Source organism: Variovorax sp. LARHSF232, from assembly GCF_052871435.1.
Genome location: NZ_JBIXJS010000015.1, coordinates 40,161 through 66,880, shown reverse-complemented (window position 1 = coordinate 66,880; position 26,720 = coordinate 40,161). Strand labels below are relative to the sequence as shown.

At 66.5% G+C, this 26,720-nt stretch carries 24 protein-coding genes and 1 tRNA gene; 12 read left to right on the top strand and 13 right to left on the bottom strand.

Translation table 11 applies throughout. The features are described from left to right. Positions 1–14: 14 nt before the first annotated feature. On the bottom strand, positions 15–275 hold the full coding sequence (locus ACIPRI_RS25530; RefSeq protein WP_446624310.1) for a LysR substrate-binding domain-containing protein: 261 nt from the start codon (positions 273–275) through the stop codon (positions 15–17). On the opposite strand from ACIPRI_RS25530, the gene ACIPRI_RS25525 reads away from it, so the two are divergent. The 4 genes from ACIPRI_RS25525 (at position 192) to ACIPRI_RS25510 (ending at position 5,299) form a co-directional block, all read left to right on the top strand. Next, positions 192–1,583: a caspase family protein gene (locus tag ACIPRI_RS25525; RefSeq protein ID WP_446624309.1), complete on the top strand. Its 1,392-nt coding sequence runs from the start codon at positions 192–194 to the stop codon at positions 1,581–1,583. The genes ACIPRI_RS25530 and ACIPRI_RS25525 overlap by 84 nt on opposite strands. Continuing rightward, on the top strand, positions 1,580–3,031 hold the full coding sequence (locus tag ACIPRI_RS25520) for a hypothetical protein (RefSeq protein ID WP_446624308.1): 1,452 nt from the start codon (positions 1,580–1,582) through the stop codon (positions 3,029–3,031). Before ACIPRI_RS25525 ends, ACIPRI_RS25520 begins: the two co-directional genes overlap by 4 nt. Beyond that, positions 3,028–4,131 (top strand): ComEC/Rec2 family competence protein, encoded by a 1,104-nt coding sequence (locus tag ACIPRI_RS25515; RefSeq protein WP_446624307.1) that lies wholly within the window; start codon positions 3,028–3,030, stop codon positions 4,129–4,131. The genes ACIPRI_RS25520 and ACIPRI_RS25515 overlap by 4 nt, the downstream gene beginning before the upstream one ends. Before the next feature lie 943 nt (positions 4,132–5,074). Beyond that, the gene (locus tag ACIPRI_RS25510) at positions 5,075–5,299 is read left to right on the top strand and encodes a helix-turn-helix transcriptional regulator (RefSeq protein ID WP_446624306.1); all 225 of its coding nucleotides are present in this window, start codon (positions 5,075–5,077) and stop codon (positions 5,297–5,299) included. 320 nt (positions 5,300–5,619) lie between these two features. On the opposite strand, the gene ACIPRI_RS25505 is transcribed toward ACIPRI_RS25510, so the two are convergent. The 3 genes from ACIPRI_RS25505 to ACIPRI_RS25495 all read right to left on the bottom strand — a co-directional run bounded on the left by ACIPRI_RS25505 (position 5,620) and on the right by ACIPRI_RS25495 (position 7,812). Then, positions 5,620–6,840 (bottom strand): tyrosine-type recombinase/integrase, encoded by a 1,221-nt coding sequence (locus ACIPRI_RS25505; RefSeq protein ID WP_446624305.1) that lies wholly within the window; start codon positions 6,838–6,840, stop codon positions 5,620–5,622. A 177-nt stretch (positions 6,841–7,017) separates the two neighbouring features. Next, positions 7,018–7,092: transfer RNA gene (locus ACIPRI_RS25500), tRNA-Arg, on the bottom strand. A gap of 48 nt (positions 7,093–7,140) precedes the next feature. Beyond that, a complete protein-coding gene (locus ACIPRI_RS25495) occupies positions 7,141–7,812 on the bottom strand; it encodes a TetR family transcriptional regulator (RefSeq protein ID WP_446624304.1) in 672 nt (223 codons plus the stop codon). Between the two features lie 179 nt (positions 7,813–7,991). Here ACIPRI_RS25495 and ACIPRI_RS25490 point away from each other — a divergent pair, with 179 nt between their 5' ends. From ACIPRI_RS25490 to ACIPRI_RS25475, 4 genes are all read left to right on the top strand, one after another. Beyond that, positions 7,992–9,251, top strand: coding sequence for an efflux RND transporter periplasmic adaptor subunit (locus tag ACIPRI_RS25490; RefSeq protein ID WP_446624303.1), 1,260 nt, complete (start codon positions 7,992–7,994; stop codon positions 9,249–9,251). A gap of 35 nt (positions 9,252–9,286) precedes the next feature. After that, complete coding sequence (locus ACIPRI_RS25485) at positions 9,287–12,445, top strand: efflux RND transporter permease subunit (protein WP_446624302.1); 3,159 nt, start codon at positions 9,287–9,289, stop codon at positions 12,443–12,445. Continuing rightward, entirely contained in the window at positions 12,438–13,853 is a 1,416-nt protein-coding gene (locus ACIPRI_RS25480) for an efflux transporter outer membrane subunit (RefSeq protein ID WP_446624301.1), read from the top strand. The genes ACIPRI_RS25485 and ACIPRI_RS25480 overlap by 8 nt, the downstream gene beginning before the upstream one ends. Positions 13,854–13,934: 81 nt before the next feature. Further along, the gene (locus ACIPRI_RS25475; RefSeq protein WP_446624300.1) at positions 13,935–14,510 is read left to right on the top strand and encodes a c-type cytochrome; all 576 of its coding nucleotides are present in this window, start codon (positions 13,935–13,937) and stop codon (positions 14,508–14,510) included. Between the two features lie 66 nt (positions 14,511–14,576). On the opposite strand, the gene ACIPRI_RS25470 is transcribed toward ACIPRI_RS25475, so the two are convergent. Genes ACIPRI_RS25470 through ACIPRI_RS25455 form a run of 4 tightly spaced genes read right to left on the bottom strand, consistent with a single transcriptional unit; the run spans position 14,577 to position 17,408 of the window. Further along, entirely contained in the window at positions 14,577–15,131 is a 555-nt protein-coding gene (locus ACIPRI_RS25470; RefSeq protein ID WP_446624299.1) for a DUF2946 family protein, read from the bottom strand. A gap of 23 nt (positions 15,132–15,154) precedes the next feature. Then, positions 15,155–16,144 carry a YheT family hydrolase gene (locus ACIPRI_RS25465; RefSeq protein WP_446624298.1) on the bottom strand — a complete coding sequence of 330 codons (990 nt, stop codon included), beginning with the start codon at positions 16,142–16,144 and terminating at the stop codon, positions 15,155–15,157. A gap of 5 nt (positions 16,145–16,149) precedes the next feature. Then, the gene (locus ACIPRI_RS25460; RefSeq protein ID WP_446624297.1) at positions 16,150–16,596 is read right to left on the bottom strand and encodes a YybH family protein; all 447 of its coding nucleotides are present in this window, start codon (positions 16,594–16,596) and stop codon (positions 16,150–16,152) included. A 29-nt stretch (positions 16,597–16,625) separates the two neighbouring features. Beyond that, positions 16,626–17,408 (bottom strand): hypothetical protein, encoded by a 783-nt coding sequence (locus tag ACIPRI_RS25455; RefSeq protein ID WP_446624296.1) that lies wholly within the window; start codon positions 17,406–17,408, stop codon positions 16,626–16,628. 46 nt (positions 17,409–17,454) lie between these two features. Between ACIPRI_RS25455 and ACIPRI_RS25450 the strand changes: the two genes are divergently transcribed. From ACIPRI_RS25450 to ACIPRI_RS25440, 3 genes are read left to right on the top strand one after another with little or no spacing between them, the layout of a single operon-like run. Continuing rightward, positions 17,455–18,060: a LemA family protein gene (locus ACIPRI_RS25450; protein WP_446624295.1), complete on the top strand. Its 606-nt coding sequence runs from the start codon at positions 17,455–17,457 to the stop codon at positions 18,058–18,060. A gap of 17 nt (positions 18,061–18,077) precedes the next feature. Further along, entirely contained in the window at positions 18,078–19,040 is a 963-nt protein-coding gene (locus ACIPRI_RS25445; protein WP_446624294.1) for a TPM domain-containing protein, read from the top strand. A gap of 2 nt (positions 19,041–19,042) precedes the next feature. Further along, on the top strand, positions 19,043–19,564 hold the full coding sequence (locus ACIPRI_RS25440; RefSeq protein ID WP_446624293.1) for a TPM domain-containing protein: 522 nt from the start codon (positions 19,043–19,045) through the stop codon (positions 19,562–19,564). On the opposite strand, the gene pdeM is transcribed toward ACIPRI_RS25440, so the two are convergent. Both pdeM and ACIPRI_RS25430 read right to left on the bottom strand, forming a co-directional pair. After that, the gene (gene pdeM, locus ACIPRI_RS25435; protein WP_446624292.1) at positions 19,561–20,232 is read right to left on the bottom strand and encodes a ligase-associated DNA damage response endonuclease PdeM; all 672 of its coding nucleotides are present in this window, start codon (positions 20,230–20,232) and stop codon (positions 19,561–19,563) included. The genes ACIPRI_RS25440 and pdeM overlap by 4 nt on opposite strands. A gap of 10 nt (positions 20,233–20,242) precedes the next feature. Continuing rightward, a complete protein-coding gene (locus ACIPRI_RS25430; RefSeq protein WP_446624291.1) occupies positions 20,243–22,798 on the bottom strand; it encodes a ligase-associated DNA damage response DEXH box helicase in 2,556 nt (851 codons plus the stop codon). 181 nt (positions 22,799–22,979) lie between these two features. On the opposite strand from ACIPRI_RS25430, the gene ACIPRI_RS25425 reads away from it, so the two are divergent. Next, complete coding sequence (locus tag ACIPRI_RS25425) at positions 22,980–23,876, top strand: CsgG/HfaB family protein (RefSeq protein ID WP_446624290.1); 897 nt, start codon at positions 22,980–22,982, stop codon at positions 23,874–23,876. Between the two features lie 44 nt (positions 23,877–23,920). On the opposite strand, the gene ACIPRI_RS25420 is transcribed toward ACIPRI_RS25425, so the two are convergent. The 3 genes from ACIPRI_RS25420 to ACIPRI_RS25410 form a co-directional block, all read right to left on the bottom strand. Continuing rightward, entirely contained in the window at positions 23,921–24,445 is a 525-nt protein-coding gene (locus tag ACIPRI_RS25420; protein WP_446624289.1) for a DUF3617 domain-containing protein, read from the bottom strand. 83 nt (positions 24,446–24,528) lie between these two features. Further along, the gene (locus ACIPRI_RS25415) at positions 24,529–25,692 is read right to left on the bottom strand and encodes a Gfo/Idh/MocA family protein (RefSeq protein WP_446624327.1); all 1,164 of its coding nucleotides are present in this window, start codon (positions 25,690–25,692) and stop codon (positions 24,529–24,531) included. After that, entirely contained in the window at positions 25,689–26,651 is a 963-nt protein-coding gene (locus tag ACIPRI_RS25410) for a substrate-binding domain-containing protein (RefSeq protein ID WP_446624288.1), read from the bottom strand. Before ACIPRI_RS25410 ends, ACIPRI_RS25415 begins: the two co-directional genes overlap by 4 nt. Between the last annotated feature and the right edge of the window lie 69 nt (positions 26,652–26,720).

Genomic DNA, 26,720 nt, shown 5'->3' with positions numbered 1-26,720 from the left:
TCGTCGTCGGCCGACTAGGTCGCAGGAGCTCGATGGCCCCCTCCCGTGAGTGCAGGCTCCAAGGCGTCCACAAAGAGCTGCACACGCGGCGGGACAAACCGACGGTTCGGTATGACGGCCCACACGTACAAATCTTCCATCTGCGCATCCTGCAGGTCGAGCCGAACCAGGGTGCCGTCAAGCAGCCGTTGATGAAAATTCCAGTACGTCAACATGCTGAGACGCAGGCCTTGAACGCCAGCAGTTCTGACGGCGTCAACGCTGGTAGCAGTCACTCGGCCCGCGATGCACCCTCGTCGCTGGGGCCTGCCCGTGACGAGAGGCGACATCGGCAGTTCCATTCTCGGCCGAATGCATACATCAATGCGTCGGAACTCGCCTTCGGCGCGCCCAAGCTGCCTGGCGCATCTGTAGGTAGACTCATAAATGGCCCATCGGCGAATATCAACAAAAGGTTAGGTTTGACTCTACTAACATCAGACGCGGACCGCACCAAGGTCGGTGTGCACGCATTGCTGATCGGTGTCGGACGCTATCCGCACCTCAAGGGCGGCAAGTCGAAAACCCAGTTCCCACACGCTGGAGACATTGAGCAGCTCACCTCGCCGTACCACTCAGTCGAAGCCTTTGCTGACTGGCTACGTGTCGGTCTTAACCGTCCGGGCTCACCCCTCCGCAGTCTTCGTGTTCTTGCAAGCAGTCCCGTCAAAGGCTTAGCCACTCACGGTTGGGACGAGCCCGACATCAAGAGCATCCGGAAGGCGGTCGCGGACTGGTATCAAGACTGCGACCGGCACAGCGGCAATGTGGCGATGTTCTATTTCTGTGGGCACGGCGTGGTGCTTGGCAACACCACAACACTGCTTGCACAAGACTTTGGCAAGGAAGAGCAAAGCCCCTTCTTGGGCAGCTTCGACCCAGCAGCGTTCGCCGATGCATGCACCTCTGCCAAAGCCTCAAAGCAGCTCTTCCTGATGGATGCATGTCGTAGCACACCTCCAGAGCTGCGACGCCGGTACAAGACCCCCACACCACCAGAACTGTTGACGCCAAGGCCGAACTCCAACGAAGGAAACCACCAGCGGGCAGAGCTGTTCGCAACCGAACTCGGCGCCAGCGCCTATGGCGTCGATGACAAGCCCTCTGTCTTCATGTCTTCGCTCCTTACGTCCATGAAGGGCGCTGGAGCACAGCAGAACGATGACGAGGAGTGGGTCGTAGGAACCGCGTCTCTACGCACGGGGTTGGACTGGCTCGTGAGCCGTGAATATGACAAGAAGCTGCAACGAGTGGCCTTCGGCAATTTGTCCGCGGACTTCGACTTGCACACAATCCTCGGCATTCCCTCGGTGCCCGTAACCGTGCGCACCAAGCCTTTAGCCAAGTTGGCCGGCTTGCAACTTCAGACGGACTGCCCACAGTACCGAGCAGTGCCCTCTGCGAAGCCTTGGCATATCAGCGTGCAGGCCGGCAAGCGTTCGTTCTTCGCTGGCGACGCCGCGAATCCCAAGCAGTTCTCACACAATGAGGACATCGTGCCTCAGTACCGGGTCATCTCGATCCCCTGCGGAGGCGACCAATGAGCACCGAACTCGTTCTCGACTTCGACAAGATTCGCGAGCCCGAAGAGCCGCTCCCCGACATCGGGGTGGCCGACTTCATCCCCTTTAAGGGGGACGGCCGTGACTACGTCTTGCCTGTCAAAGGCATCGTCCTTGAGTTGAACAACCGACAAGCGCTGAGGCGCGGCATCGAGGTCCCCGCTGGGCCAGGCATGCTGTATGTTCGCTTGCCCACCGGCGAGACGCTCGCAGAACGCGTAGAGGTTGAACCGACCCAGGGCCAAACGACCGGCAGGCTGAAACTGAAGGTCGCGAGGCCAGAGGAACGATTCGAATATCGGGACGTCGTCGTCCATGCGTACTCTGCAGCGAGGCCATCTCCGGTAGTCGACCTTGTGCGCGGGCCCTCTGAAAGCTCCGACCGTAGTCGCTGGTCAACGGTCAAGTTCGAGCCGACTAAGAGTGGGGTCGGGCGGGCGCCACCGCAAAATCTCAGCAGCTTTCTTGAGCCATTCGCCAGTCGGGTGGTGAGCGAACGACAAGGGAACCGCGGCATCGCCAAGCTTCAGAGTTCCGCGGGCAAGTTCAGGCTTGCACCAAAGCTGGGTGATCGCGTGTATTTCGACAGCGCACTGGTCGGCCAAGTCCAAGCTGTGAAGCCCACCAAGCTGTATGGAACTAGAGACGAGCTTCGCGCGCAATGGAAGGCGCCGGCATCTGCTAGACGGCATTACCTCGCAGAGCAGGACGACAGGTACTTCGCCCTGTCGTTCGAAGCGGCCAATGAGCCTTTGCCGCTCCAGGTGGCCTGCTTGCCAGCCAAGTGGCGAACGCTGACCGATGACTCCGCTCGGTTGACCGTCCAGTACGCTCCCAGCCACACATCGACAGAGCATCGAGGGCTGGGCATCGTAGTCAACGTCGACGATCCAAGGTTCAGTGCGTTCCTGCAGTTCATGCAAACGGGAGACCTTGCCTCTTCCATGTCGCTTCTTCGGCAGGCAGAGCGAGCCCTCTACGAGAAGTTCATGAACCCATATGCAGCGGCTGCTGGTGGCTATGTGCTCACCCACGCTGGCTATCGCATGTGGCACCACGACTGGGGGCGCTGGCTCTACAACCTGGCGACGCACTTTCCCGCCTTGCCGGATGGCCACATCCTCCTGGCAAACCTCATCCTGCAGGGGGCCGAGTCATGCAGGGAGCAAGTCCCAGGCTATACGCGCGATCAAGCCTGGGAACTCGCACTCCACTCGGTACTTGAATCGGTACGGCGAGGCCCTCCGATGTACCGTTTTGGCCTGCGCATGCTGTCGAGCAGCATCGCCATCCTGAACCACCTTGTCGGCGCCGACCATGTAGATCGACCACGGCTCAATGGTGCTGCCGACTACGTTCGCAACCTGAGTGTGCGGGTTGATCGGCATCAGCCATTCTGCGTTTTTGATGTCGGTCGAAACGCCCCATGACTCAAGACAGGTTTCTGCGCCTGCACACGCTTCAGGCAGGACATGGCGATTGCCTGGTCATCGAGTATGGCGACGACCCGAAACAGCAGCACGTCGTTGTCATTGATGGTGGCGTTGCTGGCGAGACCACGCCGGCGCTCAAGAGTCTGTTGAAGAGCTGGCCCGACGCGCAGATTGATCTGCTCGTCGTAAGCCATATCGACGATGACCACATCGTGGGCGCGATCCGGCTGCTGAAAGACACGCGCCTGCGGCGCCGCATCAAAGACATTTGGTTCAACGGCGCGGTGGAAAAGGAAGGTGCCGGACTCGAAGGACTGGGATTCAAGCAGGGCGACAAGCTAGAGGAGATGCTTGCTGACAAGGCACTGCAACTTCCCTGGAATCGCGCCTTCGGTGGTGCCGACGTCGTGGTGAATGCATCAAAGGTGAACCAGCCCATACCGCTACCTCTCGGTGCAAGCATCACGCTGCTGTCTCCCACGGTGGACTCGTTGCGTGCCCTTCGGGAGGCCTGGGCAGCGAACGCCATGCAACACGAAGAGGAAGAAGAGCCTCCGGTTGCAGAACCCCATAGTGAGACTCCGCCCGGCCTCGAACGCATGGGCGGAGGCGTCTTGCCGGCCATTGATGTCGACGCGATCTTGCAGACAACGTGTGACGAGGACCACTCCATCGCGAATGGGAGCTCCATCGCATTCCTGTTCAGCTTCGGCGGAGCGTCTTTACTCTTGGCCGCGGACGCGCACGCAAACGTGCTCTTGGAAACGGCGGCACTCCTCGATGGCGGGCTGCCGCGCAGCGTTGAGGTACTGAAGCTGCCCCACCATGGAAGCGCGGCCAACGTGACCGCGGATTTCTTGAAGGCATTTCCGACGGAAGCCTACGTCATCTCCACGAACGGGAACAAGCATGGGCACCCCAACGACCTCGCGCTTGCTCGAATCGTCGTCGGTTCTCCTGGCAGCAAGGTGCTGTTCAACTATCCCGGGGCCGCGTACAAAAGGTGGCTCGACTTCTCAACGGACAACCTCGAGCGTCTCGACGTCGGCACGACGAGAACTGGCATCCTCGAGATTGACGTGAAGTTGACCCGTTAGGCTGGAGCCGCACTCCGCTGGCTTTAGGCCGCCAGAACCGTCGTCTGAGCACGACACCAAGCAGCTGGACCAATCGGACGAAGACCGGCTGGAGCTCGAGGACTGCTTCCAGACCTGCGACGGGCGAACAGCGACTTGACCTGCTGCAGGCTGAACAAGCGAGGCCCATCGGCTTCTCGTCTTATGGGTCTCAAATTCTCACGTTATGGGTCGCCCTACACAACGGCGCTCTCGACCGTCTTTGCTTCAGCGCAGCACGTTGTCCTCGATGATTTCGCGCCGCGGCTCGACTTCGTCGCCCAGCAGGCCTCCCCGGCGATTGTCCCAATCCGCCCCCGAGCGGCGCCCCTCGCCCCAAGGATTGACGGCCCGGCGACTAGTTTGTAACAGGGCCAGAAAGTGAGGCGATCTCCGACAGATCATCTTCCTATCCGACCGACCCAATTCCCTCCGATCACGATTACCCGGATCACCGGGCGATACAGAATCAAGGGTCCGAGTTTCCGAACAACAAGCGAACTTCGGTCAACTTGTGGGCGGCTGGGGAGGCCGTGTTCTGAGCGGTAGTTCCTGTGCCCAAGCCCGCCGTCTCTCGCCTTGATTTCCGCCAACGTTCCCGTTGCCAAACGGCCGTGCAGCATGAGTGTCGTCGTAGAGCGCGGAAGCGAAGGACCGCAGCCCAGAGTGGTCTTAGGGCCATCCCAGCCGTGCCATTCACGGCATCAGCGCTTGCCTACCGAAAACGAAGTCGGCTGGAACCGATGGGCATCGCGCTCTGTGCCGTTTCCTCAGTTTCGTCGCCCCAGACAGTTGGGAATTCAGCACGTGCGCAGGCTTGTACTGAGTGCGCTGAGGCGCGTCCTCCTGGGTTTGTGCGAGCTCAATCTGGCCCCATCCTTTCGACGTTTGCTCACTAGGATGTGTCGTGCTCTTCCATCAGACAATGCCCAAGCCCGACCCCTCAAAGGCACCACCTGCCTTCTATCGCCTGCGCGACGTGGTGCGCATCACAGCACTAAGCCGATCCACGCTGTACCGCCGCATCTCGGAGGGACGCTTCCCTGCCCCAGTCCACCTCGGGGGCAGGACCTCGGCTTGGCGCAGCGAAGCGCTCCAAGTCTGGATCGACGATCCGGACCGCTACCGCTCAGCAACGCCGCCAAAGTGACCTCTAGTTCCTGATGATCACCACCTAGGGGCAGCCTTACGCTTGCCCTTGCAAGGTTTGTCGATAGACCAATCCCGGCCGTAGACACAGAGCGCGTACCAGCGCTTGCACCACCGTCGGCTCTATACGCATACGCGCCTGACGTGCGCATCCATGACCCGCACAGCCTTCTCTCTCGGCAACAGTTCAAAAAATCTGCGTTCTACGCCCGGTTCGCCGAAGGCCAGAGTGACGCCGAGGCTGCTCTCTCACAAAAAAAAAGCGAGATGCCGAGTTGGACCTGGTGCGTGAGCGCATACGAACTGCGCCGCCGGGAGAGATCATGGCGCCTTGAACGGAATGACTTTGGCGCCTTGGGCCAGTTCGTCTAGGTAGTCCGCCCAGCGCTGCATCATTGCTCTGCGCGCTTGCAGGTGCGCGGTGCGGTTGTAGGCCCGCCCGTTTGGATCTTTCACAGTGTGAGCGAGTTGGTGTTCGATCAAGTCGGGGCGCTCGCCCAATACCTCATCCATGATCGTCCGAGCCATTGCCCTAAAGCCGTGGGCGGTCATCACTTCCTTGGCGTAACCCATCCCTCGCAGCGCCGCATTGACGGTGTTCTCGCTCATGCAGCGCTCTCCAGTGCGGATGCTGGGGAACACGTACCGACCGTGCCCGCTTATTGGTTGCAGCTCCCGCAGGATTGTCACGGCCTGCTGTGAGAGTGGCACAAGGTGCTCAACCTTCATCTTCATTCGGGGACCAGGAATACGCCACTCGCCCGCGTCCAGGTCCATCTCGCTCCACTCTGCGGCCCGCAGTTCGCCGGGGCGCACGAATACCAACGGCGACAACTGCAGTGCAGCCCGTACAGTCGGATGCCCTTCGTAGGCGCGGATAGCGCGCATGAGCTGACCAACCCGCTTCGGGTCTGTGATGGCTGGATAGTTGGTCTTGTCGACCGATACCAGTGCGCCGCGGAGGTCAACCGTAACGTCGCGCTCAACAAGACCGACCGCCACCGCATAGCGGAACACCTGCGAACAGATCTGCACGATGCGGTGGGCGCTTTCGTGGATGCCACGCGCTTCCATGCGGCGAGCTACTTTGTCGAGTACGTCCTTAGCTCGGATGGTCGATATGGGCAGGTTGCCGATGAACGGGAACACGTCCTTCTCAAGCCAAGTCGTTACCTTGGCCTGCGTGACCGCTGCGCGCTTGTTCGCCGTCTTGGCAAGCCAGTCGCGCGACACCGCCTCGAAGGTGTTCGCCGCAGCGTCGGTTTTAGCCTGCTTTTCCTCACGCTTGGCAACGCCGGGATCAATCCCGTCTGCCAGCTGTTCTCGCGCTTTTTCGCGCCGCTGACGAGCCTTGGCTAGCGAAACATCAGGGTAGACGCCCAGGGCCAAGGTCCGGCGCTTGCCGTCGAGGCGATAGTCCATCCTCCAGTACTTGCCGGCAGCGCTGACCAGCAAGTACATGCCACCTCCGTCGGTGTACTTGTCCCCGCTGGGCTTGCCACTGTGTTTAACTTGTCGAACGAACGTGTCTCCGAGTGCCATCGCTGTCCCCATGTGACGGTATGCAGGCCCTGACGGGAGTTAGCATACCGTCAGAGGTACCGCCAATTTGACGGTATCTCATGCTACGTAGCGCGACTGCGTGAGGCAACAAAAAACCCGCAATGCTAGGAAGCATGCGGGTTTTGAGCTAGTTTGAGACCGTATGAAGTGATGTTCTGGTCCCGCCGCCAGGAATCGAACCTGGATCTCAGCCTTCGGAGGGCCGAATTCTATCCGTTGAAATACAGCGAGAGAGATCTTGGACGCAGCGCTGCCACGCCAAACCATGATTATCGCCGATCAGACAGCTTCGTCCTCCAGCGCGCCGCCGGCAATGGGCGCGGCCAGGCTTTTCCACTCGAATCCGAGTCCCGAAAGATAGACATGAAAGACCCGCTTTCCCGTCGTCACCAGGTCAAAGGCCGCCGGGTCGAGCAGCCAGTCCTCGATCAGGCCGACCACCAGCCCATGCAGGCCCAGCGCCGCCGTGCCGACCGGGATGGGCAGCTTGCGGCCGTCGATGCGGGTGGCGTCGCGCAGCGCCTGTTCGAAACCGGCCAGGAAGGCCTGGCGCGAGGCCAGGTGTCGCCGGCGCACCGAATCCATCTCGTCGGTGTATTCGATCTTGCGGGTGGCGATGTCGAACACGCGGCGCACCTGCGGGTCGGTGGCGATCACGCGCAGGGCGTCCAGCAGCGAGCGCTCCATGGCCGCCAGCGGCCGGTCGCCGGCGGCTGCGAGGTCGGCTCGGTTGGCGGCCTCCAACGGCAGGGTGACCCGGTCCATCATGGCGTTGAACAGATCGGCCTTGTCCTTGAAATGCCAGTACACCGCGCCGCGGGTGGCATCGGCTGCCTGGGCGATCTGTTGCAGGGTGGTTCTCGAAACGCCCTGTGCCTGGAACAGCATTTCGGCGGCATCCAGCAGTCGCTCGCGCGTGGCCTGGGCCTCTTCCTTGGTGCGACGGGCCATGCTGTTTGCCTCTTGAAGAGAATGTCCTATGTTTTCTTGGGGAAGTCGCAACTATACATCCACGAATGTATGTAAACTAGCCGGCTTCTCGGCGACCCCGTAGAAACCCTATACCGCCCGGTCGCGGTGGGCACCCAGGCCCACACCCATTTTTCAGTCGTCCCTTTCAAAGGATTCGCATGCCTGATCTGCATGAAGTCAATCGCCGATTTCCGTTTCCAGCGCGCCTGGCTGCTGGCGCCCTGGCCCTGATGACCCTGGTCGCCTGCGGCAAGGGCGAGGCGCCCGCCGCGGAGGCCGGCGGCGGCAAGATGCCCCTGCCCGAAGTTGGCGTGGTGGTGGCCACGCCCGGCGAAGTCGGCCTTCAGGTCGAACTGCCGGGCCGGCTCGAGGCCTCGCGCGTGTCGCAGGTGCGTGCCCGCGCGGCCGGCATCCTGCAGGAGCGGCTGTTCCGCGAAGGCAGTGACGTGAAGGCGGGCCAGCCGCTGTTTCGCATCGACCCGGCCCCTTACAGAGCCGCCCAGCTGAGTGCCGAAGCCAGCCTGGCGCGCGCCGAAGCCAACGTGGTCCAGACCAAGGCGCTGGCCGAGCGCTACAAGCCGCTGGTCGAGGCCAACGCGGTGAGCAAGCAGGAGTACGCCAACGCGGTGGCCTCGTGGAAGGCGGCCGAGGCCGACGTGGGCGTGGCCCGCGCCGCGTTGACGACGGCGCGCATCAACCTGGGCTACGCCTCGGTGACGGCGCCGATCTCCGGGCGCATCGGCCGCGCGCTGGTGACCGAAGGCGCCCTGGTCGGCCAGAACGAAGCGACCGAGCTCGCGGTGATCCAGCAGATCAACCCGATCTACGTCAATTTCACCCAGTCGGCCGGCGACGTGCTCAAGCTGCGCCGCGCGCTGGAGGCAGGCCTGCTCAAGCGCAGCAGCGGCCCCGAAGCGGCCAGCGTGCGCCTGGCGCTGGAAGATGGCAGCGAGTACGCGCAACCCGGCAAGCTGCTGTTCTCCGATCTCTCGGTCGACCCGACCACTGGCCAGATCACCCTGCGCGCCGAAGTGCCCAACCCGAACGGCACGCTGCTGCCCGGCCTGTATGTGCGGGTGCGCCTGGAGCAGGCACAGACCACCGCGATCACCGTGCCGCAGCAAGCCGTGACCCGCACCCAGCAAGGCGACTCGCTGATGGTGGTGGGCGAAGACGGCAAGGTCAGCACGCGCAAGGTCAAGGTCGACGGCGCCAGCAACAACAAATGGATCATCAGCGAAGGCCTGAAGACCGGCGACCAGGTGATGGTCGACGGCTTCCAGAAGCTGCAGATGCTGCCGCCGGGCACCCCGGTCAAGCCGGTGCCGTGGAAGGCCGAAGGCGCACCCGCCGCCCAGCCCGCTCAACCCGCCGGCAATGCGCCGGCCGGCGACGCCGACGCGGCCAAGAAGTCCTGAGCCCGCGCAAGAAAAGAAACAGAAAGGCGCATTGAATGGCCAAGTTTTTCATCGACAGACCGATCTTCGCCTGGGTGATCGCGCTGTTCGTCATCGTGATCGGCGGCGTCGCCATGACGCAGTTGCCGATCGCCCAGTACCCGCCGGTGGCACCGCCCACCATCCAGATTTCCGCCGCCTATCCAGGCGCATCGGCCCAGACGCTGGAGGAAAGCGTGCTGTCGGTGATCGAGCGCGAAATGAACGGGGCGAGCGGCATGATCTACATGGAGTCGGTGGCGCAAGCCGACGGCACCGGCAGCATCACGCTGAGCTTCGAAGCCGGCACCGACGCCGACCTGGCGCAGGTGGATGTGCAAAACCGCCTGTCGCGCGCCACGCCGCGCCTGCCATCGGTCGTCACGCAGCAGGGCGTGCGGGTTGAAAAAGCCAGCACCTCCTTCCTGCTGTTCACCATGCTTTCTTCCTCCGACCCCAAGGTGACGGCGGAAGAGCTGGGCGACTACGCGGCGCGCAACGTGGTGCCCGAACTGCAACGCCTGCCCGGCATCGGCCAGGTGCAGCTGTTCGGCAGCGAACACGCGATGCGCATCTGGATCGATCCGGCCAAGCTGCAGGGCTACGACCTGTCGACCGCCGACGTGACCGCCGCCATCCGCGCGCAGAACGCGCAGGTGGCCTCGGGCACCATCGGCGACCTGCCCAACGTGGCGGGCCAGGGCATCGCCGCCACCGTGGTGGTGAAGGGGCAGCTCAACACCGTGGAGCAGTTCCGCGAGATCGTGCTGCGCGCCAACCCCGACGGCTCCACCGTGCGCCTGAAGGACGTGGCGCGGGTCGAAATGGGCGGCCAGAGCTATGCCACCTCGGCGCGCCTGAACGGCCAGCAGGCGGTGGGCATCGGCGTTCAGCTGTCGCCCAATGGCAATGCGCTGGACGCAGCCAAGCAGGTGCGCGCCAAGATGGAAGAGCTCACCGGCTTCTTCCCCGAGGGGATGAGCTACAGCATTCCCTACGACACCTCGCGCTTCGTCAAGATCTCCATCGAGGAAGTGGCGACCACGCTGTTCGAGGCGGTGATCCTGGTGTTCCTGGTGATGTTCCTGTTCCTGCAGAACTGGCGCTACACCCTCATTCCGACCATCGTGGTGCCGATCGCCCTTTTGGGCACTTTCGGCGTGCTGCTGGGCCTGGGCTACTCGATCAACGTGCTGACCATGTTCGGCATGGTGCTGGTGATCGGCATCGTGGTGGACGACGCCATCGTGGTGGTGGAAAACGTCGAGCGCATCATGGCCGAGGAAGGGCTGCCGCCATTGGCGGCCACGCGCAAGGCCATGCAGCAGATCTCCGGCGCCGTGATCGGCGTGACGGTGGTGCTGATCTCGGTGTTCGTGCCGCTGGCCTTCTTCAGCGGCGCCACCGGCAACATCTACCGCCAGTTCTCGGTGGTGATGGTGGCCTCGATCTTCTTCTCGGCCTTCATGGCGCTGTCGCTCACGCCGGCGCTGTGCGCGACCCTGCTCAAGCCGGTCGACCCCGGTCACCATGAGAAGAAGGGCTTCTTCGGCTGGTTCAACCGCAGCTTCGCGCGCACCGCCAAGGGCTACGAGGGCGTGGTGGCGCGCATCCTGAAGCGTGCCGGGCGCTACCTGTTCATCTACCTGGCCATCATCGGCGCGCTCTACTTCTTCTACGGCCGGCTGGCGCATTCCTTCCTGCCGCAGGAAGACCAGGGTTACATCATCGTGAACGTGCAGCTGCCCCCGGGGGCGACGCAGGAACGCACCCTGTCGGTGATGAAGGACGTGGAAGGCTTCATGCTCAAGCAGCCCGAGGTGCAGAGCATCGTGGGCGTGCTGGGCTTCAGCTTCTCCGGCCAGGGCCAGAACGCGGGCCTCGCCTTCGTCACGCTGAAGGACTGGTCCGAGCGCGAAGGCGAGCAGCACTCGGCCGGCGCCGTGGCCGGCCGCGCCTTCGGCGCGCTGATGAGCGTGCGCGACGCCTTCATTTACCCCTTGAGCCCGCCGCCGATTCCTGAACTGGGCACCTCCAGCGGCGTGAGCTTTCGCCTGCAGGATCGCGCCGGCAACGGCCACGAGGCGCTGGTGGCGGCACGCAATCAGCTCTTGGGCATGGCCAGCAAGAGCCCGGTGCTCACCTCGGTGCGCCCCGACGGCCTGGAAGACGCACCGCAGCTGCAGATCGACATCGACCGCGACAAGGCCAATGCGCTGGGCGTGGGCTTCGATGCCATCAACAGCGCGCTGTCGACCGCGCTCGGCTCGGCCTATGCCAACGACTTCCCGAGCAGCGGCCGCCTGCAGCGGGTGGTGATCCAGGCTGATGCGCCGGCGCGCATGCAGCCCACCGACCTGCTGCGCATCAACGCCAGCAACGCCAAGGGCGAGCCGGTGCCGCTGTCGGCCTTTGCCACCACGCACTGGGTGACCGGTGCGCAGCAGACGGTGCGCTACAACGGCTACCCGGCGATGCGCATCAGCGCCGAGGCCAAGCCCGGCTACAGCACGGGCGACGCCATCGCCGAGATGGAAAAGCTGGCTCAGCAGCTGCCCAAGGGCTTCGGCTACGAGTGGACCGGCCAGTCGCGCGAAGAAAAGATCGCCGGCTCGCAGGCCACCGTGCTGTACGGCTTTGCCATCCTGGCGGTGTTCCTGTGCCTGGCCGCGCTGTACGAGAGCTGGAGCATTCCGCTGTCGGTGATCCTGGTGGTGCCGCTGGGCGTGCTGGGCGTGATCCTGGGCACCCTGCTGCGCGGCTACGACGCGGACGTGTACTTCCAGGTGGGCCTGATCACCATCATCGGCCTGTCGGCGAAGAACGCGATTCTGATCATCGAGTTTGCCAAGGACCTGCAGGCGCAGGGCCGCGGCGTGGTCGAGGCCGCGCTGGCAGCCGCCCACCTGCGGTTCCGCCCGATCATCATGACCTCGCTGGCCTTCGGCCTGGGCGTGGTGCCGCTGTTCATCAGCACCGGCGCCGGCTCGGCCAGCCGCCGCGCCATCGGCACCGGCGTGCTGGGCGGCATGGTGACCGGCACCGCGCTGGCCGTGATCTTCGTTCCGGTGTTCTTCGTGGTGGTGCGCAGCCTGTTCAAGGGCAGCGAGCGCCAGCACGATGCGGACAAGCGCCATGCCGATGCGGCTGGCATTGAGGAAACCCCCCATGGTTGACAAAAAGAAGAATCAGTTGGCGCGCGTCACGACCCTTGCCGCCGCTGTGCTGCTGGCCGGCTGCTCGATGGCGCCCAAGTACGAGCGCCCCGAAGCGCCGGTGCCGCAGTACTTCCCGAACAACCCGGCGCAGATCGCGGGGCAGCCGGCCACGGCGCAGATCGCCTGGCAGGACTACTTCACCGATCCGCGCCTGGTCGGCCTGATCAATACGGCGCTGGAAAACAACCGCGACCTGCGGGTGGCGGTGGCCAACATCGAGGCGGCGCGGGCGCAGTTCCGCATCACCCGCTCGGCGCAGTTTCCCAACCTCAACCTGAATGCCGGCGGCACGCGGCAGCGGCCCTCGCTGCTGGGCACCGGCGTCAGCGAGAGCGACTACGTCAACCTGGGCATCTCGGCCTGGGAGCTCGACTTTTTCGGCCGCATCCAGAGCCTGAAGGAAGCCTCGCTGGCGCAGTTCCTCGCCACCGAGGAATCGCGCAAGGCGGTGCAGATCAGCCTGGTCGCGTCGGTGGCGAGCGGCTGGCTGGCCGTGATCGCCGACGAGGAGTCGCTGGAGATCACGCGCCAGACCTTGGCCACCCGCGAAGAGGGCCTGAAGCTGACCCAGCTGCGCTTCGACAACGGCGTGGTCTCCGAGATCGACCTGCGCCTGGCCGAGTCGCTGGCCGAAAGCGCGCGCGCCACCTATGCGCAGCAGCAGCGCGTGCGGATGGAGAACGAGAACGCACTGGCCCTGCTGCTCGGCGCGCCGGTGCCGCCGGAATCGGTCAAGGCGACCGCCATCGGCGCGCTCGACGCGGTGGCGCCCATGTCGGATGTGCCGGCCGGCCTGCCCTCCGAACTGTTGACCCAGCGGCCGGACATCCGGTCGGCCGAGCAGCAGCTGATGGCGGCCAACGCCAACATCGGCGCGGCGCGTGCCAATTTCTTCCCGCGCATCACGCTCACCGCCGGCTACGGCACGGCCAGCAACGAGCTGTCTGGGCTGTTCGAGAGCGGCTCCAAGGCCTGGTCCTTCGCGCCGGCCCTGGTGCTGCCGATCTTCGACGCCGGCGCCAACCGTTCGCGGCTCGATTCGGCCTGGGCGAACCGCGACATCGCGGTGGCGCAGTACGAGAAGTCGATTCAGACGGCGTTCCGTGAAGTGGCCGACGCCCTGGCCGGCCGCGCCACCTTGAACGACCAGCTCAATGCATTGCGCAAGCAGGCGGCGGCGGAACAGGTGCGCTTCAACCTGTCGGCCCTGCGCTACCGCAATGGCGTGGCCAATGCGCTCGACCTGCAGGACGCGCAGCGCTCGCTGTTCACGGCCCAGCTGGCGGCCACGCAGACGCGGCTGACGCAATTGCAGAACCAGGTGGCGCTGTACAAGGCGCTGGGAGGCGGCTGGGCCAGCCGGTGAGCATGGCCCCCTCCTATAATCCGCGGTTGATTCCAGGTCCCCCCTCCGAGACACCCCCCGATCGAATAACTTGAGGACTCCATGAGCGACGTCGCGCACACCGAAGAAGCCCACACCGGCCCCATCAAGAACCCCAAGCAGCTGTTGCTCGCGGTCTTCTTCTCCTTCGTTGCTCCCATCCTCATCATCGTCGGGCTGGTGGCCTACGTGGTGTCGGCCTACCAGCCGTCGAGCTCGGCCAGCGGCGAAAGCATGAGCCTGTACGGCGTGTCGCAGGAAGCCCGCGACCGCGACATTGCCCAGCGCCTCAAGCGTGTCGGCACGGTGGAAATCCGCGATGCCAACCGCGAGCTGGCCAATGGCGAGGCGGTGTTCAAGGCCCAGTGCGTGGCCTGCCACGGAAGCCCAGGCATTCCCGGTGCGCCGCATCTGGGCGAAGCGGCCGCTTGGGGCCCGCGCATCGGCCAGGGCTACGCCACCCTGCTGGAGCATGCGCTCAAGGGCAAGGGCGCGATGCCGGCCCAGGGCGGCGGCGACTTCGAAGACGTGGAGATCGGCCGTGCGGTGGTCTACCTGGCCAACTCCGGCGGCGCCAAGTTCCCGGTGCCGGACCGTCCGGCGGCGGCAGCCCCGGCTGCCGAGACGGCCGCCAAGTAGGCCTTCGCCCGCACCCACCAGCAAAAAGCCGGCCTCGCGCCGGCTTTTGTTTTTGAAGTGCGCGCCTCAGGACGCCGGCGAACCGGCCGTCTGGGCCGAGTGCGCGGCCTGCGGACTCGTCACGTAGCCATAGCACGCCGGCAGCTCCTGCGCCAGCACCTGCTCGGGCATCCAGCGGCCCTGCTCGATGGCGTCGGCGGCGGCGCCCACGTCCTGGGTGTGAACCAGCCCCAGGCCGAGCGAGGTGTGCAGGTAGACCCGCCCTTCCTCGTCCACCAGGCAGGCGGCAACCTGCACCGGCGCGCCGGTGTGCGCGCTGACCTGCAGCCCGCCGTCGCCAAGACGCCAGATCCAGGGCGTGGCCTCCAGCTCCACATAGACGCGCTGCGGCCCGTTCTGGAAGAACCACTGCCCCGCCGCGTCATGCTCGTAGTTGCGGTGGATGAAGTCGATCAGCTTGTCATGCCGCAGCAGCGAACCCTTTGCCGTGGCGAATGGGCCGGTGGCCTGCGTGCGGTCGTCCCGCATGTACCAGTTGCCGCGCGCGTCCAGCCCCAGCCAGCCGTAGCAGTGCGGCACGTTGGGCCATTTGGCAAGCGCCTGCTTGACGATCTCGTCCATAAACTATTGTGCCTCGCGGCGTCTCAGGCGTGTTGGGCCAGCCAGCCGCCGACGGACTGCGGCATGCTCGTCACATGGCCGGGCGGCGGGCCCGACGCAAAGCCGACGTGGCCGCCGTGTTCGGGTTGCCACAGGGTGACGTGGTGGCCCACGTCTTCCTGGCGCGGCAGGCTCGAAACCGGCACGAAGGGGTCGTTGCGCGCGTTCATCACCAGCGCCGGAATCCGGATGGCATGCAGGTGCGGCTTGGCCGAACCGCGCCGCCAATAGTCGTCGGTGTCCCGAAAGCCGTGCAGCGGGGCGGTGAAGATATTGTCGAAGGTGTAAAGGTCGCGCGCCTGGATCAGCCGGTCGCGGTCGAACAGGCCCGGGTGCTGCGCCAGCTTGGCCAGTGCCTTGGGCTTCATGGTGTGGAGGAACATGCGCGTGTAGACCAGCCGGTTGAAGCCCTGGCCGATCGCCATGCCGCCGGCCGCGAGGTCCACCGGCGCGCAGACCGCGGCCACCGCGCTGGCCGTGCGCGCCGCTTCGCTGCCGGCCTCCTCGGCCCAGCGCAACAGCGCATTGCCGCCCAGCGACACGCCGACGGCCAGCATCGGGCCGCCGCCGGCGGCGTCGTGGCGCTCGCGCAGCCGGCCGAGAATCCAGCCGATTTCCTCATAGTCGCCCGAGTGGTAGGCGCGCGGCGCCAGGTTCAGCTCGCCGCTGCAGCCGCGAAAGTGCGGCACGGCGTAGGCCATGCCCTGCTGCGCGGCAAAGGCGGCGAAAGCCTGCGCATAGTGGCTGCGCGAGGAGCCTTCCAGGCCATGGAACAGCACCAGGAGGGGCCGCGGCGCTGCGGCGGCGTGCGCATCCTGGAAGTCGACATCGATGAAGTCGCCGTCCGGCGTGTTCCAGCGCTCACGCTGGTACTGCGGCGCCGCCGCTCCCTCGACGAAGCGGCGCGCATACAGCGCCGACCAGATGGTCTGCAGATTGCCGCCAGGCAGCCAGCAGGGTGCGAAATACTCCATGGCCTCTAGTGAAGCACTTGCGGCGCGTCATGGCTGTCAGCCGGTTCCTGCACTGTGCCCGGACTGGCATGGTGCGCCACCATGCGCCAGCCCTGCGCGGTCTTGAGATAGACGTTGGTCGCCAGCACGAAGGCCAGCTTGGGGCCTTCGGCCGTGAGCACCTCGATGCGCTCGAGCACGTTGTGCACCGAGCTGCCCAGCGCCTCCACCTTGCGCACGCGCGCCGGCGTGGCATGGATGGCGCCGTTGGCAAACATCTGCTCGAAGGCGGTGCGGATGGCTTCGGCGCCCACCAGCCGCGGGCCGCCGGGGTGCACGCAGAACACCTCTTCGTCGTCGGCCCAGCAGGCCATCAGCGCCTCCACGTCGCCATGCTGCAAGGCTTCGTAGAACGCGGCTTCTACATCGTCGGCGCTGCCGCCAAGTTCGCTGCGGGGTCGGGTTTTGGCCATGGCTCCGATTTTGCCTTGGCCGTGCGCCCTCACGGCTGCGCCGGCGTGCTGCCGCGCAACCAGGCACGCACCACCGGCTCGGCCTGGCCCTGCGCGGCCTGCCACACCAGCTCCGGCGCGGCCACGTGGGTGCCGCGCGGCGCCAGGCGCAGCGCCGCGTCGACGAACTGCGCCACCACGGCGGCGCGCACCGGCTGCTCGCTGGCCGGCACCATGAAACGGGCGACGGACAGCATCCAGGTGGCCAGGCGCTGGGGGGCGCTGCCCGTCTTCGCATCGACCGGCTTCTGGGCCGAGCGCACCAGCAGCAGGCGCTCGAAGCCCAAGTCGGCCACCGACTGCTCGTCCATGCTGGCCAGGCCGCGCTTGAGCGCCTCCGGCAGGCGTCCCTGCGCATGCGGCTGCACCACCGCCAGGGTGCGCACGCCACAGGCGCGCAGCCAGCGCGCCAGCTGCGGCAGCTGCTCGGGCATGGGCGTCCACAGGGCGCGTTCGCGGTCGTGATAAAGGCGCGGCGGGTCAAAGCACACCAGCGCAACGTCGGCCTGGATGCGGGGCCAGTGCTGCATTGACAATGCGTCGCTGCCGGGCGGCAGCAGCACCGTTTCGATGCCGCGCAGGCCGTCCTGCATGGGCTCACGCGCCAGCACCCGGGTGTGGGCATAGCGGTGCGTGCCGGCCAGGCGCCGTACCAGCTCGTTGCCCAGCGCGCCGGTGGCGCCGGCGATGAGCAGGGTGTCGCCCGGTCCGGCGGCTGCCGGCGGCAGTGGACGCTGCGCCGCCTGCAGGGCTTGGAGTGGGTCGAGCGCCATGCGTTCTATGCTACCGTCTCGCCCTTCCTAGCAAGGGGCAAACAAGATGAAGCGTTGGATTGTGATGATCGCGGTGGCCTTGTCGCTGACCTTGTCGCTGACGGGCTGTGGCTACAACGACTTCCAGCGTCTCGACGAGGCCACCAAGTCGGCCTGGAGCGAGGTGCTCAACCAGTACCAGCGGCGTGCAGATCTGGTGCCCAACATCGTGGCCACCGTGAAGGGGCAGGCCAACTTCGAGCAGGAGACGCTGACCAAGGTGGTCGAGGCGCGCGCCAAGGCGACCTCGATCCAGGTGACGCCCGAGACCCTCAACAACCCCGAGGCCTTCAACAAGTTCCAGCAGGCCCAGGGCGAGCTGTCGGGTGCGCTGTCGCGCCTGATGGTGGTGGCTGAGCGCTATCCGGAGCTGCAGGCCAACCAGGGCTTCCGCGACCTGCGCGTCACGCTGGAAGGCACCGAGAACCGCATCACCGTGGCGCGCAACCGCTACATCCAGACCGTGCAGGAATACAACGTGCTGGCGCGCAGCTTCCCGACCAACCTGACCGCCATGGTCTTCAGCTACCAGGCCAAGCCCACCTTCAGCGTGCAGAACGAAACGCAGATCTCCGCACCGCCCACGGTCGATTTCGGCGCGCCGAAGAAGTAATCGGCGCAGCCCCTTTCATGGCGCTGGAGGCCCGCATCGCGCGCGCACTGGCGGCCGTCGTCCAGATGGTCGTCGCGCTGCTGGCCCTGTGGGCCGCGCCGGCCATGGCCCAGGGCCTGCAGGCCGTGCCTGCGCTCGCGGCGCGGGTGATCGATCAGACCGCCACCCTCGACATCCAGCAGAAGCAGGCGCTGGAGGCCAAGCTGGCCGCCATCGAGACCGAGAAGGGCTCGCAGGTAGTGGTGCTGATGCTGGGCAGCACCCAGCCCGAGGACATCGCCAGCTATGCCAACCGCGTGGCCAACGACTGGAAGATCGGGCGCAAGGCGGTGGGCGACGGCGTGCTGGTGATCGTCGCCAAGGACGATCGCAAGATGCGCATCGAGGTCGCCAAGACGCTGGAAGGCGCGATTCCCGACATCATGGCCGCGCGCATCATCGACAACGCGATGAAGCCGCGCTTTCGGCAGAACGACTTTGCCGGCGGCCTGAACGCGGCGGTGGACCAGCTCGGCGCGCTGATCCGCGGTGAGACCCTGCCCGAAGTGAAGCGCGAGCGCGGCCCGGCCGGCTTTGCCGGCGGCGGCACCGACTTCGACTGGGGCACGCTGGGCATCTTCCTGTTCTTCGGCGTGCTGGTGGCAAGCCGCGTGCTGCGCATGTTCTTCGGCAACAAGCTGGGCGCGGTGGCGACCGGCGCGGTCACCGGCGCCGTCGCCTTCTTCATCACCGCCAGCCTGGTGGTGGCCGCACTGGCGGGCCTGGTGGCGCTGCTGTTCACCATCTTCTCCAGCGCCTTCATCGGCCTGCCAACCCTGGGACGCAACCACGGCGGGCGCGGCGGGCTCGGCGGCCTTGGTGGCGGCCTCGGCGGTGGCTATGGCGCAGGCGGCTACGGCGGCGGTGGTGGAGGCGGAGGCGGCTTCAGTTCGGGCGGCGGGGGCGACTTCGGCGGCGGCGGCGCCTCGGGAGACTGGTAGTCATGCACACATCCTTCTTCGCACGCCTCGCGCGCATGTGGCGCCACCGCTGGATCGACGAGGCCGAGGTGCGGCGCGTGCTGCCGCCCGAGGTGTTCGAGCGCCTGACGCAACGCGTGGCCGCCAGCGAGCGGCGCCACAGCGGCGAGGTGCGCATCTGCGTCGAGGCCGGCCTGCCGCTGTCCTACCTGCGGCGCGACGCCACGCCGCGCGAACGGGCGATTGCCATGTTCAGCAAGCTGCGCGTGTGGGACACCGAGAACAACAACGGCGTGCTGATCTACCTGCTATTGGCCGAGCACGCGATCGAGATCGTGGCCGATCGCGGCATCGACGCCAAGGTCAGCGACGAGGAATGGGCCGCGATGGCGCGCCGCATGGGCGCGGCCTTTCACGAAGGCCGCTTCGAGGACGGATTGACGCAGGCGCTGGGCGAAGTGTCGGCGCTGCTGGTGCAGCACTTCCCCCTGGGTCGAGGCGAGCCGGACAGCAACGAGTTGCCCGATGCGCCGGTGGTGATCTAGCCTCCGGGCAGGGCCCACACCGTGTCGCCGCCGATGCCGTAGAAGCGCCGCCCCGGCAGCGGCTCCATGTACAAGCCGCCGGTGAATTCGCCGAAGGCCGGCAGGATCGCCTGGCCCTCCTCCTGCACGAAGCAAGGCAGGCGCACGCTATCGCGGCCCCGCCCATGCAGGCTGCAGGCCGGATGCAGGTGGCCGGCCAGCACGAAATGCGTGGCGTGGCGCTGCGGGTGATGGCAGCAGGCAAAGGGTCCGATGAGCCAGGGCTCCTCGACGATGTCGAAGCCAAGTGCGGCCGGCGGATCGCCCGCGCGGCTGTCGTGGTTGCCGCGAACCAGGGTACAGGCGAGGTCGGCATGGCGCTCGCGCCACGCGTCCAGCGCGGCCATCAGTGCCGGCGTGCGCGCCTGCGCCGCGTGCAGGAAGTCGCCCAGCAGCACCAGGCGTCGCACCGCATGGCGCGCCAGCAGCACAGCCAGCCGCGACAGGTTCTCGGCGGTGGTGCCGCCGGGCACCGGCTGGCCCAGCGCGCGGAAGGTGGCGGCCTTGCCCAGGTGCAGGTCGGCCACGAACAGCACGCCGCCGCCCGGCCAGTACAAGGCACGCTCGGGCAGCAGCAGCAGGTGCTGGCCGGCCCATCGCGCTTCGCAGGTGCCTCGTATCACAGGCAAGGTCATGGACCTAGTTTGCGCCCTGCGCACCAAACACCAAAGTCTTGCGCACCTCGTCCGCGTGGCCCACCGCCACGCTGCCGCCGGCCGCCTTCTCCAGCTGCGCCACCATGCGCGCGATGCGATCGGCCAGCTTCTCGTTGGAGAGCTGCTCGCGAAAGATCTCGACCATCAGCGGAAAGGCGAAGGGTGTCGGCTGTTCGATGTGGCGCATCACGAGCTGCTGCGCGCTCATGCGCGCCAGGCTGGCCTGCAGGCGACCGATCTCCAGCTCTTGCGCCAGCAGTTCTTCTTCGGCCTGGGCCAGCAGGCGATTGCCCGGGTCGTACTTGCGGAACACCTCGTAGAACAGCGAGGACGAGGCCTGCAGCTGGCGGTTGCTGCGCTTCTCGCCCGGGTAGCCCTGGAAGATCAGGCCCGAGACCCGCGCGATCTCGCGAAAGCGCCGGCGCGTCAGCTCGCTCGCGTTGAGGCTGGCCAGCACTTCGTGCAGCAGCGCCGTGCGCTCGTCGGGCGCATCCTGCGTCTGCAGCACGCGGGGCAGCAGCGACGCCCAGTCGACTTCCACCGCGCTGAGCAGCTCGAAGCCGTAGTCGTTGAAGGCGATCGAGAAGGTGCGCGGCGCCTGCTGCGCAATACGCCAGGCCAGCAGGTTGGCCAGGCCCAGGTGCACCGGCCGCCCGGCAAAGGGATAGACGAACAGGTGCCAACCCTCGCGCGTGTGCAGGCTCTCGGCCAGCAGGGTCTGCGGGGTCGGCAGCGCCGACCACTGCTGCTGCAGCTGCAGCAGCGGCCGCAGGCTTTGCAACTCGGGCGAGTCGTAGCGCCCTTGTCCCGCCAGCGCGAGTTGCTGCACCACCGCGTCGGCCAAGGTGCTGCTGAGCGCCATGCGGCCACCGCCCCAGCGCGGCACCGCCGGCCGCTTGCCGCTGGCGCGCCGCACCAGCGCCGTCATGTCGTGGATGCGCACCAGCTCCAGAAGGCGCCCGCCGAACAGGAAGCAATCGCCGGGCTTCAGGCGCGCGACGAAGCTTTCCTCCACGCTGCCGATGCGTCCGCCGCCCAGGTACTGCACCGAGATGCTGGCGTCGCTGACGATGGTGCCGATGTTCATGCGATGGCGCCGCGCCAGGCGCGCGTCGGGCACGCGCCAAACGCCTTGGTCGTCCGGCACGGCGCGCCGGTAGTCCGGATAGACCGCCAGCGACGGCCCGCCCTGCGCCACGAAGGACAGGCACCACTGCCAGGCATCGGGTGAGAGCTCGGCGTAGGCAGCCGTGCTGCGCACTTCGCCGTACAGCGCATCGGGACTGAAGCCCCCGCCCAGCGCGACGGTCACCAGGTGCTGCACCAGCACGTCCAGCGGCTGGTGCGGTGGGCGGCGCGCCTCGATGTGGCCAGCGACGATGGCGGCGCGCGCCGCGGCGCCCTCGACGATCTCGATGCTGTGGGTGGGCACCAGCGTGATGCGCGAAGGCCGGCCCGGCGCGTGGCCGGATCGGCCGGCGCGCTGCAGCAGGCGCGCGATGCCCTTGGCCGAGCCGATCTGCAGCACCCGTTCCACCGGCAGGAAGTCGACGCCCAAGTCCAGGCTGGAGGTGCACACCACCGCGCGCAGGCTGCCCTTCTTGAGCGCCAGCTCCACCCATTCGCGCACGGCCCGGTCCAGCGAGCCGTGGTGCAGCGCGATCTCGCCGGCCCAGTCGGGCCGCGCCTCCAGCAAGGCCGAATACCAGATCTCGGCCTGCGAGCGGGTGTTGGTGAAGACGAGCGTGGTGCTGCTGGCGGCGACTTCGTCGATCACCGGCTGCAGCATGGTCAGGCCCAGGTGGCCGCCCCAGGGAAAGCGCTCGGCCCGGCCGGGCAGCAGCGAATCGACGACGAGCTTCTTGGGCGTTTCGCCCCGCACCAGCACGCCGTCGCCGCCGCCGGGCCCAAGCAGGGTGTGCAGCGCTTCGTCGAGGTTGCCGAGCGTGGCCGACATGCCCCAGACCACCAGTTGCGGCTGCCAGTGCTTGAGCCGTGCCAGCGCCAACTGCAGCTGCACGCCGCGCTTGTTGCCCAGGAGTTCGTGCCACTCGTCCACCACCACCATGCGCACGCTGCGCAGCTGCTCCCTGGCGTCGGCGCGCGAGAGCATCAGCGACAGGCTTTCCGGCGTGGTGACCAGCGCGCTGGGCATGCGCTTGTCCTGCGCGTTGCGCTCGGCTGAAGAGGTGTCGCCGCTGCGCGCGCCGGCCCGCCAATCACGCGCCAGTTCGTCCAGCGGCAGCTGCAGCGCGCGCAGCGTGTCGGCCGCCAACGCACGCATGGGGGTGACCCACAGCACGGTCAGTGGCGCCGCCACCTCCTTTTCTTCATCGCCGACGCGCCTTCTGCGGCCGCGCACCTCGCCGGCAAAGGCCAGCAGGGCCGCGAACCATAGCGCGTAGGTCTTGCCGGCGCCGGTGGTGGCATGGAGCAAGCCTGATCGGCCCTCGCCCACTGCGCGCCAGACCTCGCGCTGGAAGGCAAAGGGCTTCCAGCCGCGCGCGGCAAACCAGGCCCTGGCGTCGCTCGTGTTCATACGGCCATGCTATGGCCAGTACAGCACGGGGCCGACCCATGACTTTCGGCACTGTCGTCGGCGCCACCCGGCGCTGATGATGCGTGCGTCTTCCCTGCGGACTCATCCACGCAGGGGATGTATCAAAAGGCAAGCAACGCTAAAAACTGCGTTCGCGCTTTTTCCATTCTTCTCTCCAATCATGTCCCGTTCGACCACCCTCCTTCGCCTTGCGACTGCCGGCGCCGCGCTGGCCCTTCTGGCCGGCTGCCAGACCACCGACATGCAGATGGGCGCCGCCAGCGCCAAGACCGTGGCCACCGGCGCCGCCGCCGGCGAAGCCAGTGCCAATGCCAGCTCGCAGCTCGAGCGCTGCGACTCGCCGCTGGGCACCATCTCGCTGGTGGAAAACCAGCAGGCCGGCTGGTACACCATCCTGCGCAACGAGTACCGACTGCCGCCCACGGCCAACCTGCTGCGCCTGCTGGTGCAGCAATCCAATTGCTTCGTGGTGGTGGAGCGCAGCGCGGCCGGCATGAACGCCATGAGCCGCGAGCGCGAGCTGATGGGCTCGGGCGAAATGCGCGGCGGCAGCAATTTCGGCAAGGGCCAGATGGTGTCGTCGGACTACGCGCTGTCGCCCGAGATCATCTTCAACGCCAGCAATGCCGGCGGCGCCGGCGCGTCGCTGGGCGGGCTGGTGGGCGGACGCTACGGCGGCGTGCTGGCAGCCGTGGGCGGCGGCCTGCAGACCAAGGAAGCCAGCACCATGCTCACCCTGGTGGACAACCGCTCCGGCGTGCAGGTATCGGCCTCCGAAGGCAGCGCCTCCAAGACCGACTTTGCCGGCATGGGCACGCTCTTCGGCTCCTCCGGCGGCGGCAGCATGGGCGGCTACAGCAAGACGCCGCAAGGCAAGGTGATCGCTGCGGCCTTCATGGACGCCTACAACCAGATGGTGGTGGCGCTGCGCCAGTACAAGGCGCAGACGGTGAAGGGCCAGGGCCTGGGCGGCGGCGGCCGCCTCACGGTGGACGGCTCTGCCGCACCCTCGCAGACCTCGGCGCCGGGCGCACGTTCGCGCAAGACCAAGCAGTAAGACTGCCAGCGACAAGAGACAAGGGCCGCGCAAGCGGCCCTTTTTCATTTCTTTTTCGGCATGGACTGCATGTCCATGAAGTTCATGGTCCGGCCGTCGGGCATGATCACGTCGCCCGGCTTCTGGTTGGCGCGGCAGGGGCCCAGCCATTTGGCCTCGACGATGGCCGTGCCCTTGGCCCGGCCGGCCAGCGGCGGGTCGTAGACAGTGTTCGACTCCATCCGGTAGCTGCTGCCGAAGTCGCCGCTGATTTCCGCGTGGCTGGTCAGGGTGGTGGCGCCCATCTTGCAGACCGAATCGACCACGATCTTGCCGCCCTCCTTGCGCGTGTCCTGCTTGGAGCAGGCGTCGCGGCTCATGCCCTGGCCCATCTCGCGCATGGCGGCATCGGTGCGCGCGTCGATGCACTGCTGCACCACGTGCGGCTTGGCCTGGGGGTCATCGGGCTGGGCCATGTTCATTTCCCACAGGCCGGGCTTGCGCGGCGGGTAGTCGGGGCTGGCGGCGACGGCACTGCCGCCGGCAACGGCAGCCAGCAGAGCGAGGGCAATGGCGGTCTTCTTCGTCATGGGCAGGGCTCCGGAAGAAAGGTGGAAGCCACTGTTCTACCCTGCCCGGCCGCGCGCCGGAATAGGGCGATCGCGCTAGGACCCTACCAGGGCGTCCACTTGGCTTCGCTCGCCGCCGAAGCCAAGGTGCGTTCGATGAAGCGCACGCCGCGGGCACCGTCCTCCACCCGCGGGTAGTCCGCCACCAGGGGATCGGCCGCGCGGCCTTCCAGCCGGGCCCGGATGTCTTCGATGACGCCGCCGTAGACGTTGGCAAAGGCCTCGATGAAGCCTTCCGGATGGCCGGCCGGGATGCGGCTGGTCCGCTGGGCGGCGGGATGCAGCCAGGGTGAGCCGCGCGTCAGCACGCGGCGCGGGCCATCGTGCGGCAGGTGCACGAGCTGGCTCGGTTGCTCCTGCCGCCACTCGAGCGTGCCCAGGGTGCCGGAGACGCGCAGGCGCAAGTCGTTCTCCAGCCCGGTGTTGATCTGCGAGGCGATCAGCACGCCGCGCGCGCCGCCCGCAAAGCGCAGCAGCAGGCTGGCGTCGTCGTCCAGCGCGCGGCCCGGCACCATGTGGGCCAGGTCGGCGCAGAGGCTCTCGATGGAAAGGCCGGTGACGCTGGCGACCAGGTTCTCGGCATGCGAACCGATGTCGCCGATGGCGCCGGCTGCGCCGCTCCTGGCCGGATCGGTGCGCCAGTCGGCCTGCTTGTTGCCGCTGCCTTCCAGCTGGGTCGCGAGCCAGCCCTGGTTGTATTCGACCACCACCTTGCGCAGCTCGCCCAGCTCGCCCGCGCGCACCATCTCGCGGGCCTGCCGCACCATCGGGTAGCCGGAGTAGTTGTAGGTGACGCCGAACACCACGCGCTGGCGGTGCACCGCAGCCACCAGCGCGTCGGCCTGCGCCCGGGTATGCACCAGGGGCTTGTCGCACACCACGTGAAAGCCGGCCTCGACGAAGGCCTGCGCCACCGGGAAGTGCACATGGTTGGGCGTGACGATGGAAACGAAGTCGATGCGCTCGTGCGCCGGGCGCTTGCGCTCATCGGCCAGCAGCGCCTGCCAGTCGCCATGGTTGCGCTCGTCCGCCAGGTACAGGTCGCGGCCCGAGGCCTGCGCCTTTTGCGGCGTGGACGACAGCGCGCCGGCCACCAGCTGCGCCTGACCGTCGAGCGCAATGGCATGGCGATGCACGGCGCCGATGAATGCGTCGCGCCCGCCGCCGACCATGGCGTAGCGCAGCTTGCGCGAAGGTGTGGACATCAGAAGGGACTATCCGGGTAGTAGAAGTCCTTGGCGTTGTCCTTCGTGATGAGAACGGAAGGAATGATGGTCGTCGCCGGCAGCTTCTGGCCCTTCAGGCGCGCCTCGGCCGTGAGCTTGATGGCGTCGTAGATGAATTTGGGCGAATAGCTCACGTCGGCCGTGAGGCGCTTGTCCTTGCCGTCCATGATGGTCTTGACCATGCCCTTGGCGCCGGCGCCGCCGAAAATCAGCTTGATGTCGTCGCGCTTGGCCTGCTCGATGGCCTTGAGCACGCCCACGGCCATGTCGTCGTCGGCAGCCCAGATGGCGTCGATGTTCTTGAAGCGCGTCAGGTAGTCCTGCGTGACCTTGAAGGCATCGTCGCGGTTCCAGTTGGCGTACTTGGCGTCCAACAGCTTGATGTCGGGGTAGTTCTTCATGACCGTGTTGAAGGCGTCCATGCGCTCGTTGTCCAGCGTGGTGGCAATGCCGCGCAGCGCCACGACGTTGCCCTTGCCGCCCAGCTGCTTGGCGATGTACTCGGCCGGGATCTTGCCGAATGCGGTGTTGTCGCCGGCGACGTAGGCGTCCTGCGCGCTGGTGTCGGTCAGGCCGCGGTCGACCACCGTGACGTAGGCGCCCTTGGCCTTGACCTGCGCCACCGGCTTGGTGAGTGCCGCCGATTCAAAGGGGAAGACGACCAGTGCGTTGATCTTGGTGACGGTGGACAGGTCCTGCAGCTGATTGGCCTGCTCGGGCGCGTTGGCCGCCGTCTTGATGGTGATCTTCAGATCCTTGTGCTGCTTCTCCAGGTCCTTCTTCGCCTGGTTGGCCCAGTAGTTGATGCCGCCCATGAAGCTGTGCGTGGCGGCCGGGATCGAGACCCCGAGGTTGACCTTCTCCTGCGCCAGCGCCGGCAGGCTGGCGAAGGCAGCGGCGGCGACGGCCGTGAGTGCGATGCGTCGGGTGAATGTCGTCATGCGAGTTGTCTCCTTGCTTGGTTGGAACTGGGAACGGGAAAACGATGCGCGATGCGGCCGAGCGCCGGG